Here is a 17899-nt window from a genome sequence, read left to right on the forward strand (position 1 = left end):
TCGGCTTAAAAGGACGGCATGGCCAAGCTCTACTTCCACTATGCGACGATGAATGCCGGCAAAACGACAATGCTGCTGCAGGCGTCCTACAATTATCGCGAACGCGGTATGACGACGATGCTGTTCGTCGCCGGCCACTACGGAAAGGGCGATACCGGGCTGATCTCGTCGCGCATCGGCCTGGAGACGGAGGCCGAGATGTTCCGCGACGGCGACGATCTCTACGCTCGCGTCGCCGAGCATCACGAACATACGACGGTGCATTGCATCTTTGTCGACGAGGCGCAATTTCTCGAGGAAGAGCAGGTCTGGCAGCTCGCCCGTATCGCCGACCGGCTGAACATCCCGGTGATGTGCTACGGCCTGCGCACCGATTTCCAGGGCAATCTGTTTTCCGGTTCGCGAGCGCTTCTGGCCATCGCAGACGATCTGCGCGAAGTGCGCACCATCTGCCGCTGCGGCCGCAAGGCGACGATGGTCGTGCGTCTCGGCGCTGACGGCAAGGTGGCCAGACAAGGCGAACAGGTGGCGATTGGCAAGGACGTCTATATCTCGCTCTGCCGCCGCCACTGGGAAGAGGAAATGGGCCGCGCCGCGCCCGACGATTTCATTGGCTTCACCAGAGGCTGAACGGCCGGGACAACATGAAAATTCTGCAGTTCACAGTTGATTGCCCGTTTCCGCCGGTCTCCGGCGGAGAGATCCGGAACGCCGCCAATGCACGCGCCCTGGCATCGATGGGCGAGGTCCTGACGGTAAGCCTGACTGGCGCCCCGGCACCCTCCACACCGCCGAACATCCGTCACCGGATCATCGAGGCAGCGCGCGGCAGGGCGCCCTGGGGCAGGCGCAGCCCGCACCCGACCGTGCATATGATGCCGGACGACGAGCTGGCCGAAGCCGACGCCATCTGGAGGGAATTCGCGCCCGATCTCGTGGTGATCGAGGAGATCGTGCTTTCGCAGCTGCTGACGCTGGCGCCGAAGCATCGCGCGCGCACCGTCCTTGACCAGCACAACATTGATTCCCGGACGGTGTCCGACCGGATCGCCGGCCTGACGCTGTGGCAGCAAATTCGAGACTGGCGCCAAAACAGGCGAAGGAAGGCAGAGGCGCGCGAAGCCGACAGGTGTGCGGCTGCCCTGGCCGACCAGGTCTGGGTTTGTTCGCGGGCCGACGAAGCGCTTCTGTCCGCTCTCGGCCCCGTCAACGACGTCAGGTTCGTCGCCAACCCCATTCCAGACGAGAGCGTGCTTTCCCTGCCGATTGCTGCCGAGCGCTTCAGTGAGCTCAGCCTGTGCTTCATCGGGCATCTCGGCTACTTCCCAAACATCGACGCCGTCAAGCAGATCGGCCGCGCGATGGCGCCGCGCCTCGCCGCCTCCGGCCGGCCCTGGTCGATCACCGTCGCCGGCAGAAACCCGCGCGATGTCGTGCGCGGTCTATGCACCAGGCATGGTCTGCGGTTGATCGAGAACCCACCGCATCTGCCGGAATTGCTTGGGCGTGCCGGCTATGCGCCGATCCCGCTGCGCTTCGGCGGCGGAACCCGCATCAAGGTGCTGGAGGCGATGGCGGCGGGCCTTGTCGTCGCCGCCACCGAAAAGGCCGTCGAAGGGCTTGGCCTGCAGGCGGGCAGGCATTTCCTGTCCAGCGACGATGCCGGCAAGTTGGCATTGAAAATCATCGATCTCGCGACACGCCCGCAAGCGGCCGCCGAGATGGCGGAGATCGGCCGCGCTTTCGTGCGCGACAATCATTCGTCGGCGGCGATTGAAAAGCAGGTCAAGCAGGCGGTCGCGGCGATCCCGCGCACGGATTGAGCCCGGCTGCTATCCACCGGCATACGGCGTTTGTTAAGGCCTGCAGCCTATTTTGCCCTCAGCCAGAGCCAGCCGGGAACCGCCATGCTTCGAGCCATTTCATCAGGCCTTGTCATTTACTTGGCCGGTATCCTCGCCGCGCTGGCCGACGGCGATGCAGCACTTGGCAAGAAAGTGTTCTACCGCTGCATGGCCTGTCACGAGGCGGCAAGCGACCGCGACAAGGTCGGCCCGCATCTCCTCGGTATCGTCGGCCGCACCGCCGGCACCGCCCAGAACTTCAACTATTCGCAGGCCATGAAGGACGCCGGCGCGGCCGGCCTCGTTTGGGACGAAGCCAACCTCAAAGCCTATCTCGGCGCTCCCAAGCTGAAAGTACCCGGCAACAGGATGGGCTTCTCCGGCCTGAGCAGCGACGAGGACATCGCCAACGTCATCGCCTATCTGAAGGCCGATCCGAAGCCTTGAACAGCGCGATGCGTAGCGTGATGGCGACGGCTTCCGCCAGCTGTCTCGCACTTGCAACTCATTGAGCCCTCTGTCGAATTCAGCACACCCACACTGTCCGAGATCGACTTCTTCGCAGCCGTCAAAGTTCAATGACAATTGAACAATACTTGGCCGGCTGGTTAATCACGCCATGACCCCGCCTTCATTGCCTTTCAAGACGACCAGGCATTTTTTTGTTTTCGGGGCGGGTCTTGTCTTGCGTCTTTCAATCCCCTGATACCCCACATATATTCGCCGCTGTTCGCAGCCAGCGACCGGAAGCCGAAGCGGGAGGCCCCTATGGCGACATTGCAGAATTTCGATGCCGAAATTGCCAAGACCAGGCAGGTCGTGCAGGACATGCGCTCCAAGATCGAGCAGTCGGGCACGGTGCTTGATACGCTGGCCACCGCCGACAAGAAGATCGGCGACGCCAATTTCGACATCGAGAATGCCCGCATCGAGGACGTGCTGAAGCAGCAGAAGGTGATGGAAGGCAACATTGCCGACCTGATCATCGGCCTGGAAGACGCCACCAACGTCTTCGGCACCGAATTCGAGAGCATGAAGAACTACACCGGCTGGGAAAGCTTCGTCGGCGTCTTCTCGGCGCAACGCAAGCAGCGCATGCGCACCGACCGCGTCCGCAACATGTCGCTGGCCGGCAATCTGCAGGAGCTTCTGGTCAAGTCCGACACCATCGTCGGCATCCTGAAAGCGCAGAAAGAGGTCCTCGACCAGCGCTACAAGACCTCGGAAAACAGCCTGTCGCAGGTGATCGAGCGCCGCAAGGTCACCATGACCAACCTCGAGGCGGTGCAGAAGCGCATCGAGGAGGTCAATCCGCTGCTGCTCGACATCGAAAACAAGATCGCCGCTTCTACCAGTCAGAAGGAGCGCACGCAGCTTGAGGGCGAGCGCTCGAAACTGGCGACCGAATACAATGAAAAGCAGGCCAAGGAGCAGGAGCTTCTGGCCGAAAGCCAGACGCTGGAACGCTACACCTCGATGTTCCAGACCTTCGTCGATTCGCTCAACAATCAGATCGCAGCGCAGTCGACGCTGATCAACAAGCTGACCATCGATACCGAGCAGCGCATCGTGCTCTACAAGGCACTGGAAGATTCCTTGAAGACCGCCGCCCAGCAGGATGTCGCCCACAAGATCAACACGCTGGGCAGCCAGGTTGACAACACCGCCGAAGAGACCATGGCCGGCATTGGCGCCGCCTCGCAAAAGCACATCGGCGATCTCCTCGAAATGCACGAGAAGAACATGGTCGCCAGCTCCGACATCCAGCGCCGCAAGAAGCTCGCCGACGACGCCTTCGCCCGCCGTTTCGACGACGTGATGAAGAAGCACAATTCGGCCAACTACGTGCAGTCGTAAGGAGCGGCTGCACGCGGGCACACCGGCATGACTCCCGAAAACGAAGCGGCGGCGCGCTATTTTTCCGCCATCACGGCGGCACTCAGCGGCCTCGAAGTGTTCATGCGCGACGACCGCTCGCCGCTTTACCGGCACGGCATCGTCGCCAAGATTGTCGCCGAATACATTGCCCGGCTGGACAAATCGTTTTCCTGCTGGCGCAACCGGCTCGGCTTCATGGACACGTTCCGCATTTCGCGCGCCGACAGCGGCTATCCCGTCTTCCAGAACCTGCTCGAACTGGAAAACGACCGCCGCCAGGCCGAGGCGCGGCTGGCCAACATTCCGCTGGCCGGCGAATTGCGCGAGGAAATGGCCGACTTCATCCTGCGCCACAAGGAATTCCCCGAAGCGCTGCAGAAGTCGATGGCCGAGCGGCTCTATCTCGAGGACGTCAAGAGCGAACAGACTTTTGGCCCGTTCTCGCTGGCGCAGACGGCCAAGGTCTCGGTCAATCCAAAGACCGGGCGCCCCTATTACCTCGTGCACTGGGCGAGCTTCGACGGCAGCGCCAACCTGCCGCTGGTCTACATGGTGACGGTGGAGGATTCCTCCGAAAGCATGATCCGGCAGCTCGTTGACAGCAGCGGCAAGCTCAATGAACGGGTCGACATCCCGCTGCCGGTGGACGGCCTGCTCAACCCCGAACTCGCCCATCGCTTCGACGATTTCACCGAGAAGAATTCCGCCTACACGCTTTCGCCCGCAACGATTGCGGTCAATCTCGACAAGGATTTCGAGCCGCTGCACCCTAAGCAGCTGCGCCGCGTCGTGCTCGGCCCCTTTTATTCCGCAGGCATTACGGACAACAATTCGACCGTGACCGAGGTGCTGGCCAAGGTGCGCAAACCGGAAAATGCCTGGCTGCTCACCTGGACCATCCAGGAGGTCTACTCCAAGGGCGAGAAACCCGGCCGCAAGGGCCTGTTTTCGAGCGAGAAGACCACGCAGGAATTCTTTATCAACACCGACGATCTCGAAGCCGCGCGCCAGGGTGTGTCGAGCTACGAGAACCACGCCCTGATCTCGCACGAAGCCTATCAAGCACTCTACGCCGCCGGCGAAGCTCAAAAGATCTTTTCCGGCTACAAGGTTCACATCCTGTCAAATGGGCAGGTGATTTCAGATGTCTGACCGTCACATCGCGGAGCATCCTTCATGGACACCGGCCTGACCACCATTCCGGAAGCGGCTATCGAAAAGCACCGCGCAACCGCGCAAAGCTTCATCACTCGCGTCGTCGTGCTGGAGGATCCTTCACGCGAATCCGGCACCGCGCTTGCCGGCACCAATCGCCGCTTTGTCTCGACAGTCTCGGTCGGCTCGGTGCGCCGTACCCGCGAGGTCGAGCTTACCAAGACCGTCGCCGCGATCCATCCCGACGACCAGTTGATGAGCATCCCGCAGCACACGCTTTTGTTTCGCGCCCGCCGCGGCCTGGCGATTGCGCTCGCCATTTCCGATGTCTTCGCCGAAGGCTCCGACCTTGAAAGCCTGCAGGCCAAGAACACCCGCGCACCGCTCGAAGGCGATGAAGCCGCGACCTTCAAGAAGCTTCTGTCAGCCTCTGCTTACGTTTCGGCCTTCAGCCTTGCCTCCTATCTGTTCCAGCTGATCGACAGCGATGGCGAGGCGCCCAACGATATCCCCGAACCCGACTTCCTGTTCGACACGCCGCAGGACGCGGTGAAGTCGATCGTGGCTGGGTTGGACAAGGCGATCACCGGGTCGAAGGACGATGGCGACCTGACGACCCGGGCGCGTGCTTTCGCCCGTGTTGCCATTGACGGGCTCTTGGCCCGTAAAGGCCGCTTCGACGGCATCGGCCCGTTCGAGAACGCCCATATCCGCATCGACGCCGACGATTTCACCCTCGACGGCTTCGACGTCGCGCCCGGCAAGCGCTCCAAGCCGCTGGTGATGACCTTCAAGAAGCCGGAAGAGGTCGTCGGCAACCACATTGCCAAATACCAGTCGGTCAAGCTCGCCAAGATGCTGATGGCCTACGATTTCGAGCGCGAGTTGAACCCGTTCGTCGAACTCGGGGGCTTCCTCTTCACCTTCATCGGCGACGGCGCGCCGGGCACCGGCAAGACGACGCTGATCCAGATGATCGCCGGCCTCGTCAACAATTATTGTCAGGTTGCCGGCTATCCCTTCGCCTATGAGAATTTCGGCGTCGACCAGATCTCGTCCTACCAGGGCAAATCTGGCCAGAATTGCCGCCAGTTCATCAACAATGTCTTGAACCCACGCGTCATCGGTTTCGGCACCGTCGACGACATCGACCAGGTGGCGGCCCGCCGCTCCGACGACCGCGCCTCGGCCGGCCAACAGGAAATCACCGGCGTCTTGATGGACGCCTTTGCCGGCGCCGGCACGGTGGTGCGCGGCAATTGCTCGTTCGGCATGTTTTCCAACTATCCCGAAAATGTCGACGATGCGCTGCGCCAGCGCGCCGGGGCCCGCTGGCTGGTCGACGGCCCACAGAGCCGCGACGACTATATCGACATCTTCGTCCTGCTTGCCGGCAAGAACCACAAGATCCCACTCGGCGACCACAAGCTCTACGCCGCGCAGGAGATCCAGCGCGCGGTGACCGAAGCCTATGAGGAGCACGAGAAGCCTCAGGAAGACGGGCTGATGAAGGTCTATGAGCGCTACATGAAGGAGAATGGCGCGCCGAAATCGATGGCCGACATCGGCACTTATCTGCACCTGATCAAGGATGCCGAGCCGCGCTTCACCGGCCGAGCCATCAAGAACGTCACCGACGCCATCAAGATGCGCGCCATGGACATCGAGCTGCCCGACGACTGGTTCGAGAAGCCGGAAGTCTTCATGCACAAGGGCTACGACGAAAAGAAGGCCATGATCGAGGAACTGCGGGGGCCGTTCTCGATGGACATGGTCATGCAGGAGATCAACCGCTACGCCGACTCGGAGTTCCGCTATTCCGACAAATCCGACGACGCCGCGGTGGAGAAGCTGCTGCGCGACGCACGCCTGCGCGAACGGGCGGGGCGCGAGATGGAGGAGATGAAGAAGAAGGGGCTCTGGAATGCGTGAACTTCCTTCGCTGCCCGCGGGTGCTGAAAGGCTTGGCGCTAACGCTGACGCCCCCCTCTCCCCGTCCTTCACGCGGCGAGGGCAAGGGTGAGGGGCGGCGCATGCGTGGACCAGAGATCGCTCCGACCATACTGGCAGCTATCGAACAGCGCCTCGATCGGGACATCCGGACCAATGATCTTCGATTTATTGACGCCAAAGGCCATGGGGAGACATGTCCTTGAATGCTAGCGCTGCCCCTCACCCTTACCCTCTCCCCGTGAAGAACGGGGAGAGGGAGGCGTCAGCGTTGGCGCTTCGCCACAACAGGCAACGCCGCTCGGAACGTTCTGCATGAGCCACGCCAAAAAACCCGACCTTCTCCGCGACAATGAGCTGATCTACGGCCGCTTGCTCACCGTCGACGAGTCGCACCTCATCCAGCGCTACAACAAGGCGCTTGTTGCCTTCGGCCTCAAGCCCACCAAGCTGAAGAGCTTCCAGATCGACCGCACCGGCTTCTCGCCCGAAGTGGCCGAGGAATGCGGCGATTACGATTATCTCGACCCCAATGAGGTCAACCGCCGCTTCATCATCCTGACGCCGTCGCAGATCGATCTGCCGGTGGTGCACACCGCCTTTTCCAACACCTCGCAGCTGATGTTCGAGTTCATGTCCAAGAACCAGCGCGCCATCGACGCGCTGACCATCAAGGATGTCATCTACGGCGAGATCGAGGATTCCGTTCCCCTGGTCAACGACATCGAGGATCTGCTGTCGATCAGCCAGGTCGAGTTCAGGGTGCTTTCGGCCGAGGACGTGCTGGGCAAGGCCGCCGAACTCGGCAAGCTGGTCGACCGGCTGAAGCAGGAGCCCGATGCCTGGCGCGACAACACCATGCTGAGCCGTATGGTGGAGCTGGCGAAGGTCTGCGGCGATATCCGTGAGAATGCGCTGGTGCCCGACCAGGTGATCTTCCGCCACAACGCCTACTGGACCAGCCATTTCGGCGGCGTCTACGTCTTCGTCGATCCTGATATGACCACCGTCATCGGCGACCCGGCCGCCCCCGGCTTTCGCCGTTCGCGGCCCTGGCAGGTCAGCTATCTCTCGATCAACGATGCCGACAAGGTGTTCAAGTTCCTGGCCAGCACCGGCCGCATCGAACTGCCCCGCGCGTCATGGGTCGAAAGCTCGGGCTATCTCGAGCATCGCGCCGAGATGGTGGTGCGCTCTCTCATCCGCGACACAGAGCCGAACCGCAATTTGACCGAGGTCGACAAGGTCTGGCTGCAGACCTGGATCCATGGCCATGCCGATCTGATCACCAAGGACGGCAATTTCCCCTTTCTCAACGCCGCCAAGCGTGAGATCGCCCAGCTCGGCCATCTCAAGATCGAGGATGTGTTTCCGCAACAGCGCTTCCTGGTCGTGCGTGGCAAGCCCGACCATCCCGACGCCTGGCTGACCAACCAGCTGATCTCGGATTTCGTGCCGCAGGACTTTGTCTCGCGTTACGTCTTCAACAAGCCGGGCTTCTACAAGGACTATGACGGCTACAGCGACGCCTGGCGGTCGCATGTTGTGGACGTTCTGAAAACCACATATTTGAAAGACAAAGTGGCGTTTCGCACGCGCCTTTACGGCCTGACTGACTGAGGGGTGAACGAGAGCCATGCTTGATCCGATCGTGAATTTCTTCACCCGCATCTTCCAATGGATCGGCCGCGGCATCGGCCTCGTCATCGGCGCGATCCTGTGGCCGTTCCTCTGGGCTGGGCGCTGGTATACGCAGCGCGGCTGGATCCTGAAGGCTGTGGTCGGCCTCGCGCTTCTGGTATTGATCGGCCTCTACGCCAATTTCTTCTACGCCACCCAGTGGTGGAACAAGTTCGATCCCAACTACGTCGACAAATACACCTTCGAGAACCGCAACATTTCCGCCGGCGAACAGGTCGCCGCCGGCGCCGGCACCGACACCGCCAAGACCTGCGGCAATTCGGGCATCGCCCAGGTGGCGGCCGACCTGACGGACTTCAACGTCAACCAGAATGCCTGGATCTCGTCGATGATCCTCTACAAACTCGGCCTGTTCGGCATCGACTGGGACAACACGCCGTTCATGGACAACAAGGCCTCGTTCCAGCGCGGCATCAACCAGGCGGTGCGGCGTACCGCCACCGAGCTTGCCGACAATCTCGGCCGTGTTCGCACCACATCGCAGATCGACGGCGACCTGCAGGATGCGCGCGGCAATCTGCAGTTCGACGAGGAGACCTGGTATTTCGGCCTCAACCCGTTCGGCCCCAAGACGCCGACGCCGAGTTATTATCGCGATGCCGTCACCAAGCTGCGCTCCTTCAACGCCCGCCTCGGCAGCTGCCAGGCGACGTTCGATGCCCGCGCCGACAATCTGAAGCAGTATATCGACCGCATCTCCTCCGACATCGGTTCGACCTCGGCGATCCTCAAGGAGCGCGCCGAAAACCATAACAATGGCTGGTTCGACTTCCGCGCCGACGACCGCTTCTGGTTCGCCTATGGCCAGCTCTATGCCTATTACGGCCTGATGAAGGGCGCCCAGGCCGACTTCGAGGACGTCATCAAGGAAAAGCATCTCGGCAATCTGTGGGACACGATGGATGCGCAATTCGTCTCGGCGCTGCGCATCCAGCCCTTCATCATCGCCAATGGCCGCGAGGATGGCTGGATCATGCCGACGCACCTGACGACGATGGGTTTCTACGTGCTTCGCGTGCGCTCCAACATGGTCGAGATCAGCAACGTCCTGACTCAGTAGCGTCCACAGCTTTCCCGGCGAGCGATGGCGAATTTGCGCCGTCGCCTCTGTCGCATTCCGTGCATTGGGCGGCTGTTTTGAGACGGCGGAACGTCGCGTCCTCTGGCTTCTATACGGCGCGGCAACGGAGCCAGGAAGAACCGGCGACAGGTCGGCCGGCCGCGGAGACACTTTCTTCATAGGAAACATAGTTGCATGCAAGTTGACGCCGCGGGAGCGACAGGGTTAGAACATGCCCGCGCCCGGGTTCAACATGCCTGCGAGTGAGATCAAACCCGTCCCCTCCACCGTCCAATCCGAAGGAAAGCCGTCATGGCCGAAGTGAAGTCCGACATCGAGATCGCGCGCGGCGCCAAGAAAAAGCAAATCCAGGAGATCGGCGCCAAGATCGGCATCCCGACCGAGCACCTTTTGCCCTACGGCCACGACAAGGCGAAGATTTCGGCCGAATTCATCAAATCGGTGAAGGGCAACAAGGACGGCAAGCTGATCCTCGTCACCGCCATCAACCCGACGCCGGCCGGCGAAGGCAAGACGACCACCACCGTCGGCCTTGGTGACGGTCTGAACCGCATCGGCAAGAAGGCGATCGTCTGCATCCGCGAGGCTTCGCTCGGCCCGAATTTCGGCGTCAAGGGCGGTGCTGCCGGCGGCGGCTACGCGCAGGTCGTGCCGATGGAGGACATGAACCTCCACTTCACCGGCGACTTCCACGCCATCACCACGGCGCACAACCTTCTGTCAGCGCTGATCGACAACCACATCTACTGGGGCAATGAGCTCGGCATCGACACCCGCCGCGTCGCCTGGCGCCGCGTCATGGACATGAACGACCGGGCGCTGCGCGAAATCATCTGCTCGCTCGGCGGCGTCGCCAACGGCTATCCGCGCGAGGCCGGCTTCGACATCACCGTCGCCTCGGAAGTCATGGCTATCCTGTGCCTTTCCACCGACCTCAAGGATCTGGAAAAGCGCCTTGGCGACATCATCGTCGCCTACCGCCGCGACAAGACGCCGGTCTATGCCCGCGACCTCAAGGCCGACGGCGCCATGGCGGTGCTGCTGAAGGACGCCATGCAGCCAAACCTGGTGCAGACGCTGGAAAACAACCCGGCCTTCGTCCATGGCGGTCCGTTCGCCAACATCGCCCATGGCTGCAACTCGGTCGTCGCCACCACGACGGCGCTGAAGCTCGCCGACTACGTCGTCACCGAAGCCGGCTTCGGCGCCGACCTCGGTGCTGAAAAATTCTTCGACATCAAGTGCCGCAAGGCGGGTTTGAAGCCGGCGGCTGCCGTCATCGTCGCCACGGTGCGCGCCATGAAGATGAATGGCGGCGTCAAGAAGGAAGACCTCGGCAAGGAAAACATCGAGGCAGTCAAGAAGGGCTGCCTCAATCTGGGCCGCCACATCGAGAATGTGAAACAGTTCGGCGTGCCTGCGATCGTGGCGATCAATCATTTCACCACCGATACCGAGGTGGAAATCCAGGCGATGAAGGATTTCGTCGCCTCGCTCGGCGCCGAGGCGATCCTGTGCAAGCATTGGGCCAATGGCTCTGCCGGCATTGAGGAGTTGGCGCGCAAGGTCGTCGAGATCGCCGAATCCGGCGCCTCGCAGTTCGCGCCGCTCTATCCCGACGCAATGCCGCTGTTCGAGAAGATCAACACCATCGTCCAGCGCATCTATCGCGGCGACGAGGCGATCGCCGACAAGTCGGTGCGCGACCAGCTGCATGCCTGGGAGCAGGCCGGCTACGGGCACCTGCCGGTCTGCATGGCCAAGACCCAGTATTCCTTCTCGACCGACCCGAACCTGCGCGGCGCGCCGACCGGCCACACCGTGCCGGTGCGCGAGGTCAGGCTTTCGGCGGGCGCCGGCTTCGTCGTCGTCATCTGCGGTGAGGTCATGACCATGCCCGGCCTGCCCAAGGCGCCGTCCTCGGAAAAAATCTTCCTCAACGAGGCCGGCCAGATCGAAGGCCTGTTCTGAGATTTGTCTCGACAACCAAGGGCGCCGCAGCCATGCGGCGCCCTTTTGCTTGCCGGGCTTCTCACGCCACTGTCGAGGACCCGAACTTCTTGATCCCGGCGACCGACATGCTGACGAACTGGTCGAGAATGGTGAAGAAGATATCCAGACTGAACCCAAACAGGAAGGAGAAGGTGAAGAGGCTGAAGCCTATTCCCGAAGCCTCCTCTCCAAGCTTGGTGCCCGGTGCTACAAACCAGGCAAGCACCATGCCGGCCAGCGCCCCCAGTGCGATCCTGTGGATCAGCCGCGACAGCGGTGGATTGGGCAGCAGCGGATTGAGGATCATCCGCATGTGAAACATGATGGCTCCGAGCGCGCCGTAGAAGGCCGGGAGTATCCACAAGGCATATGGGCTGAGAACCTCGTCCAGCGTCTTTATCTGCGCGGTCAGCGTGTAGATCGAGTTCGGCGCGATCGTGATCACTCCGTCGCACTGCAGGCTGCGCGTTGCCTCGTCGAAATCGGCATTCACGTCCGTCACTTTTTCCGAAGACGTACCTTCAAGATTGTTCGGGTTTTTCTTTTCGGTGTTTATCTGCGCGCAATAGGCATCCGGCTGATTGGGGAGCTCCTTGAGCTTGTCTGGAGGCGTGGATTTACTCACCCCCAGCGGCTGGTCACAGAACTGGTCTATGGCACCTTGCTGGGAATACTGAGCCTGGCCCGCCGCTACGCCATCTGCCGTGGAGGTTGAATAAAATTTGCAGTACATCCATTGCATTCCCCAGATCGGGAATTGCGCGTCCTCAGTCATGAACCCTTGCGCTCTTCTCACCAGGGAGGAAAAGCGCTGGTCGAGAGCGTGAAGGCTATCTTCCGAATTGTAATAGGCGTCCTTCAGAAGCGTCAGATCCGTGGTCGAAGCCTGCTCGGACGATGCCGAGCTCAGTTGTTTCTTCGTCGCCCAAACCTGGCGTATCGCCTGTCCGAACCGTGCGCTGAAATCATTGTTGTCGATTTCTATGAGTTCGGAGTTTATCGCGACTCCCTTGTTGTAAATGTACGTCAATCTTCCGGTTACAACCATGAAAAGCACGGAAAGAGCCACGAGAAAGTACGTCGCCAGCGCGGTCTTGCGCGACATGTCACCGGGCGACCAGCCCGATCGCAGTGCCGCCAGGGTGGCAAATGGCACGGTGCCGGAACAATCGTTGAAAACCGTCTGAAGATTGACGACCTCAGGCTGGCTGGCCGTCGCATCGTCGAGCTTTTCGGCATTGCCGATGGCCGCAAACAGGGAACTGTCCTTGAACACGCCGTAGCGGCCGTAGTTGGCGACCAGCTTGGCGTCCCCGATGAGTCCAGAAACGAGAGGGTCGGCCGGTGTCGTCGTCATCGTGAAATCCCCCCGCCTGACGACTAGCCTAGATAGCCCGGCACATAGCCGTATTGCGACGGGCACCCGCACGGATATCCGGGCGGGCCGGGCGGCTGCGCCCAGCACCAGAAGGATTGAGTGAAGCAGATCGTCCCCGGCGCGTGCGAAGGGACCTGGGCGAAAGCGGGCCATGGCAAGAGTGCCGCGGCACCAGCCAAGGCGAGAACGACTGTAGTTCGTGCAATTCGCGCTTTCACTTGTTTCTCCCGGGGAAGTCTACCCCGTCCCACCCCTTGATCCAGATATACCGTTCCTCGGAGAGAGGCCTTCGTCTGTGAAAGACTTCACTCTGTTCTCCAGTTCCCCATCCTGAGATAGAGCCCGATCTGAGTTTCTTGCGTTTAGCCGGCTCTCATCCCGAAAGTGAATGGGCCCAGCCGAAAAGACTTCCAAACGAGGCCACGCCCCGGTGGTCGTGATCAGGAACGCCAAGGGGCGCCGCAGACTGCGGCGCCCCTGTTCCTTCGCGGCAATTTGCCTATGCAGCGTTGCGCGCCAGCGCGCGCTGGTTGGACGCATAGGGCGTGTCGCGTTCGGGCAAAGCACCGGTCTTCAGGCAATCGATCCATTCGGCGGTCTTGAGCACGGCCGCAAAGCGCGACTGCAGGATGATGGACACCACGCGGTGGATCTCCTCGGCCGAGGCGTAGCCGGCGCTGTTGGCGTAAGGCAGCGAACCGGTGGCGTCGGACAGGAACTCGACCGCAAAGCCGACATGCGCGGCGTGGATGATGCTCGACAGGTCGCAATTATGCGTCATGTAGCCGATCACCGTTATCGTATCGATGGTATTGGCGCGCAGCCACGCCTCGAGGTCGGTGCCGGCAAAGGCGCTAGGCAGTGACTTCTCGACATAGTGGTCGCGGCTTCGCCGGGCGATCTCGGGATGCAGTTCGCCGCCATGGCTGCCCTTGGCGAAGACTGGCGAGGTCTCGGGCGCCATCTGCTTGACGACCACCACCTTCACGCCGGCCGCAGCGGCGGCATCCATAGCGCGCGCGACATTGACGACGCTGTCGCGGAACGGCGGATACTGGATGGCGAGGTTGCCGCCATCATAATCGTTCTGGACATCGATGACGATGAGCGCGCGGCGCGGCGTGATATTGGCGGACATGGTGTTCTCCTTCGGGCTTGAATGGGATAGGTCGAAAATAGGCGGATCGCCCGACTGCCAAAAGTGGCCCGATTGACATCATTCGAAAGAATTGGGACAATGCGCTTTTCGCTTGCTGGAAACACGCATGGCCGACCCGATCATTGCCGTTCTCGCCTTTGACGGCATCAGCCCGTTCCACCTCTCCGTGCCGTGCGTGGTGTTCGGCACCGACCGCACCAAGCTTGGCCTGCCGCGTTTCGACTTTCGCGTCTGCGCGCTCGACGATGGAGCGATCCACACCGATGTCGGGCTGACCATCGCGGTGCCGTATGGCCTTTCCGCATTCGACGATGCCGACATCGTCATCGTTCCGAGCTGGAAGGATCTCGAGGCCCCACTTCGGCCGCCGCTCCTGGCAGCGCTCACCCACGCGCACCGGCGCGGTGCGCTGATCGTCGGCCTCTGTCTCGGCACCTTCGCCATTGCCGCCGCCGGGCTGCTTGCGGGCCGGCGTGCGACGACACATTGGGCCTCCACCGACCGGTTGCAGGCATTGTACCCGGACATCGAAGTCGACGCCGACGTGCTCTATGTCGACGACGGCGACATCGTCACCTCGGCCGGCGTCGCCGCCGGGCTCGATTGCTGCCTGCACATTGTGCGCGCCCGCTATGGCGCAGAGCTAGCGCTGCGGCTGGCCAGGCACATCGTGCTGTCGCCGCACCGGCAGGGTGGGCAAGCGCAGTTCATCGAGCGCCCGCTGGCGAAAACCCCGGCCACCGACCGCTTCACCCTGGCGCTCGACACGGTGCGGGCAACGCTCGGACAAACGCACAACCTCGACCGCGTCGCGGAGGCCGCGGGCCTGACCCGGCGCACTTTCACCCGCCGTTTCCAGAAATCGATCGGCACCAGCTTTGGCGAATGGTTGGCCGGCCAACGCACCGAACTGGCGCAACAGCTGCTGGAGGCGACGGAAAAATCGATGGACATGGTGGCCTTCGAAGCCGGCTTCGGCAGCGCCACCTCGCTGCGCCAGCATTTCGCCGCACGGCTCAAGACGTCACCGGCCCAATACCGGCGTGAATTCTCGCGGCGAGCCGGTCCGGACGAGCGTATGGCACGCACGGCTTCATACTGACCGCCCACGACGAGTTCAGCCCCGCTTGACCGCCCGCGCCGGATTGCCGACCACCGTGGTGTTGTCAGGCACGTCGCGCGTCACCACCGCGCCGGCGCCGACTATGGCGCCACCGCCGATGCTGATGCCGCCGAGGATGATGGCGCTGCCGCCGATCCAGGCGTCATTGCCGATGGTGACCGGCCGGGCAATCTCCAGTCCCGACTGACGGCCCGCGGCCTCCTTGTGGTGCTCGGCGCAGTAGATCTGCACATTGGGGCCGAGAAGCGTCCGCCTGCCGATACGCACCGGCGCGGGGTCGAGGATGGTGCAGCCGGCATTGAGGAAGGCGCCGTCGCCGAGATGGATGTTGAAACCGTAGGCGCAGTGGAAGGCGCCTCGATCCGGGAGCCTGCGCCCGCGCTGCCGAGCAGCGCCAATAGCGTCGGGCCGATATTGCCGCGTTGCTGGGGCGGCAGCGCGTTGTGCTCGAACACCGCATCGCGCGCGATCACGCGGAGCGCCTCCAGTTCGTCGTCGATGCAGGTGTACCATTCGCCTGCAATCATCCTTGTCCGTTCGCTTCCGGCCATCACAGCGACTCCGTCCCTTCGTCGTGTTCGACTGTTTACCAAAGTACAATGCTCGCTGATGGAAGAAGCACCATCGCCTACTCTCGTCAAACGCAGGACCTATGCTAGCTTGCCCTCGTGGGCCAGTCCCGGGCCTGCTTTCGAGGGGATCTACATGCTCTATTTGCTTGCACTTCTGATCGGCGTCATTGCCGGTCTTCGCGCCATGACCGCGCCGGCCGCGATCGCCTGGGGCGCGTATCTCGGCTGGCTGCCGGTGGCCGGCACCTGGGCAAGTTTCATGGGCCATTGGGCCGCCGTCGGTATCTTCACCATCCTCGCCATCGTCGAACTGGTCACCGACCAGCTGCCCTCGACGCCGAGTCGCAAGGTGCCGCAGCAATTCGGCGCCCGCATCCTGCTTGGCGCCTTCAGCGGCGCGGTGATCGGCGCCACCGCCGGTTCCACCATTGGCGGCCTGATTGCCGGCGCCATCGGTGCTGTCATCGGCACCTATGGCGGCGCCGAAGCGCGCGGCCGGTTGGCCGCCGCCTTCGGCAAGGATTTGCCTGCCGCCCTCATCGAGGACGCGGTGGCGATCATCGGCGGCCTGCTGATCGTGGCGGCGGTGGTATGACTGCCCAAGCCTCAGACGCCAAGACATACGACGCCATCATCATCGGCGCCGGACAGGCCGGCCCTCCTCTCGCCGGCCGGCTGACGTCAGCCGGCATGAGCGTGGCGCTGATCGAGCGCAAGCTGGTCGGCGGCACCTGCGTCAACACCGGCTGCATGCCGACCAAGACCATGGTCGCCAGCGCCTATGCCGCGCATCTGGCGCGGCGTGCCGCGGACTATGGCGTGACGTTCTCAGGCCCTGTCGGCGTGGACTACAAGAGGATCAAGGCGCGCAAGGACAAGGTCACCAATGACTCCCGCAGCAATCTGGAGACGTGGATCGCCGGCATGAAGGGCTGCACGCTTTATCGCGGCCATGCCCGCTTCGAATCCGCCAACACGGTGCGTGTCGGCGACGACCTTCTGACCGCCGAAAAGATCTTCCTCAACACCGGCGGCCGCGCCTCAGTGCCCGACCTGCCCGGCGTCAACGACGTCGACTACCTCACCAACTCCTCGATGATGGACCTCGACGTTTTGCCGCGCCATCTCATCGTCGTCGGCGGCAGCTACATCTCTCTTGAATTCGCGCAGATGTTTCGCCGCTTCGGCTCTGAAGTCACCGTCATCGAGAAGAGTTCGCGCCTGACCGGCCGCGAGGACGAGGACGTGTCGGCGGCCATCCTATCGATCCTCCAAAACGAAGCCATAGAAGTCCATGTCGGCGCCGACGACATCCGCTTTGCCAGACAGGGCAAGGACATCGCCGTGACCTTCTCATCCGGCAAGCCGCCGGCGGTCGGCTCGCATGTGCTTCTGGCACTCGGCCGCACCCCCAACACCGACGACCTCGGCCTCGACAAGGCCGGCATCGCGGTCGATCTGCGCGGCTTCGTCACCGTCGACGACCAGTTGCGCACCAGCGTGCCCGGCATCTGGGCGATGGGCGACTGCAACGGCAAGGGCGCCTTCACCCACACCTCCTACAACGACTACGAGATCGTCGCCGCCAATCTGCTCGACGACGATCCGCGCAAGGTCAGCGACCGCATCGAGGCCTATGCGCTCTACATCGATCCGCCGCTCGGCCGCTGCGGCATGACCGAGGCGGCGGTGAAGAAATCCGGGCGCAAGGCGCTGGTCGGCCAGCGGCCAATGACCCGCGTCGGCCGCGCCATCGAAAAGGGCGAGACGCAAGGTTTCATGAAGATCCTGGTCGATGCCGACACCAGGCAAATCCTCGGCTGCTCCGTGCTCGGCCCCGGCGGCGACGAGGCAGTGCACTGCGTGCTCGACCTGATGTACGCCAAGGCGTCGGTCGATACGCTGGCGCGCGCCGTGCATATCCACCCCAACGTCTCGGAGCTGTTGCCAACCATCGCCCAGGAGCTGAAGCCGCTCGCCTGACATAGCCCCGCGTCAAGCTCAGCGCTTTCTGCATTGGTGCGTTGCAGCAATGTGCATTGCGCGCGGCAAGGCTTCTCGTTCAG

15 protein-coding genes and 1 pseudogene are annotated in these 17899 nt (G+C 62.4%); 12 read left to right on the plus strand and 4 right to left on the minus strand.

Annotation, left to right across the window (positions count from 1 at the left end):
- Positions 1–18: 18 nt before the first annotated feature.
- From NKI05_RS01345 to NKI05_RS01370, 6 genes are all read left to right on the plus strand, one after another.
- On the plus strand, positions 19–630 hold the full coding sequence (locus NKI05_RS01345; protein ID WP_023686158.1) for a thymidine kinase: 612 nt from the start codon (positions 19–21) through the stop codon (positions 628–630).
- 14 nt (positions 631–644) lie between these two features.
- On the plus strand, positions 645–1823 hold the full coding sequence (locus tag NKI05_RS01350) for a glycosyltransferase (RefSeq protein WP_023691608.1): 1179 nt from the start codon (positions 645–647) through the stop codon (positions 1821–1823).
- A gap of 84 nt (positions 1824–1907) precedes the next feature.
- Positions 1908–2291: a c-type cytochrome gene (locus NKI05_RS01355; RefSeq protein ID WP_023669991.1), complete on the plus strand. Its 384-nt coding sequence runs from the start codon at positions 1908–1910 to the stop codon at positions 2289–2291.
- A gap of 321 nt (positions 2292–2612) precedes the next feature.
- Positions 2613–3701 (plus strand): hypothetical protein, encoded by a 1089-nt coding sequence (locus NKI05_RS01360; protein ID WP_023669990.1) that lies wholly within the window; start codon positions 2613–2615, stop codon positions 3699–3701.
- Between the two features lie 27 nt (positions 3702–3728).
- On the plus strand, positions 3729–4874 hold the full coding sequence (locus tag NKI05_RS01365; RefSeq protein WP_023751264.1) for a hypothetical protein: 1146 nt from the start codon (positions 3729–3731) through the stop codon (positions 4872–4874).
- A 24-nt stretch (positions 4875–4898) separates the two neighbouring features.
- A complete protein-coding gene (locus NKI05_RS01370; RefSeq protein WP_023695821.1) occupies positions 4899–6809 on the plus strand; it encodes an ATP-binding protein in 1911 nt (636 codons plus the stop codon).
- Between the two features lie 68 nt (positions 6810–6877).
- Here NKI05_RS01370 and NKI05_RS01375 read toward each other — a convergent pair whose 3' ends face one another.
- Positions 6878–7015: a hypothetical protein gene (locus NKI05_RS01375; protein ID WP_023701543.1), complete on the minus strand. Its 138-nt coding sequence runs from the start codon at positions 7013–7015 to the stop codon at positions 6878–6880.
- Positions 7016–7142: 127 nt separating this feature from the next.
- On the opposite strand from NKI05_RS01375, the gene NKI05_RS01380 reads away from it, so the two are divergent.
- From NKI05_RS01380 to NKI05_RS01390, 3 genes are all read left to right on the plus strand, one after another.
- Positions 7143–8447, plus strand: a complete 1305-nt coding sequence (locus NKI05_RS01380; RefSeq protein WP_023683664.1) for a DUF6638 family protein — start codon at positions 7143–7145, stop codon at positions 8445–8447.
- A gap of 16 nt (positions 8448–8463) precedes the next feature.
- Entirely contained in the window at positions 8464–9588 is a 1125-nt protein-coding gene (locus NKI05_RS01385) for a DUF2333 family protein (protein ID WP_023686165.1), read from the plus strand.
- 312 nt (positions 9589–9900) lie between these two features.
- Positions 9901–11580 carry a formate--tetrahydrofolate ligase gene (locus NKI05_RS01390; protein ID WP_023683662.1) on the plus strand — a complete coding sequence of 560 codons (1680 nt, stop codon included), beginning with the start codon at positions 9901–9903 and terminating at the stop codon, positions 11578–11580.
- Positions 11581–11641: 61 nt separating this feature from the next.
- Here the strand turns inward: NKI05_RS01390 and NKI05_RS01395 are convergent, their stop codons facing one another.
- Together NKI05_RS01395 and NKI05_RS01400 are read right to left on the minus strand one after the other, a co-directional pair.
- Positions 11642–12958 (minus strand): hypothetical protein, encoded by a 1317-nt coding sequence (locus tag NKI05_RS01395; RefSeq protein WP_352792147.1) that lies wholly within the window; start codon positions 12956–12958, stop codon positions 11642–11644.
- 520 nt (positions 12959–13478) lie between these two features.
- Positions 13479–14117, minus strand: a complete 639-nt coding sequence (locus NKI05_RS01400; RefSeq protein WP_023748141.1) for an isochorismatase family protein — start codon at positions 14115–14117, stop codon at positions 13479–13481.
- Between the two features lie 127 nt (positions 14118–14244).
- On the opposite strand from NKI05_RS01400, the gene NKI05_RS01405 reads away from it, so the two are divergent.
- On the plus strand, positions 14245–15240 hold the full coding sequence (locus NKI05_RS01405; protein WP_023814976.1) for a helix-turn-helix domain-containing protein: 996 nt from the start codon (positions 14245–14247) through the stop codon (positions 15238–15240).
- Positions 15241–15255: 15 nt separating this feature from the next.
- On the opposite strand, the pseudogene NKI05_RS01410 reads toward NKI05_RS01405, so the two are convergent.
- Positions 15256–15812 (minus strand): annotated as a pseudogene (locus tag NKI05_RS01410) (sugar O-acetyltransferase).
- Between the two features lie 154 nt (positions 15813–15966).
- Here NKI05_RS01410 and NKI05_RS01415 point away from each other — a divergent pair.
- Together NKI05_RS01415 and NKI05_RS01420 are read left to right on the plus strand one after the other, a co-directional pair.
- Positions 15967–16428, plus strand: a complete 462-nt coding sequence (locus NKI05_RS01415) for a membrane protein (RefSeq protein ID WP_023695827.1) — start codon at positions 15967–15969, stop codon at positions 16426–16428.
- The gene (locus NKI05_RS01420) at positions 16425–17816 is read left to right on the plus strand and encodes an FAD-containing oxidoreductase (protein ID WP_023814975.1); all 1392 of its coding nucleotides are present in this window, start codon (positions 16425–16427) and stop codon (positions 17814–17816) included. The genes NKI05_RS01415 and NKI05_RS01420 overlap by 4 nt, the downstream gene beginning before the upstream one ends.
- Positions 17817–17899: the final 83 nt, after the last annotated feature.

This window comes from Mesorhizobium sp. M0771, from assembly GCF_040320155.1.
Taxonomy (GTDB): domain Bacteria; phylum Pseudomonadota; class Alphaproteobacteria; order Rhizobiales; family Rhizobiaceae; genus Mesorhizobium.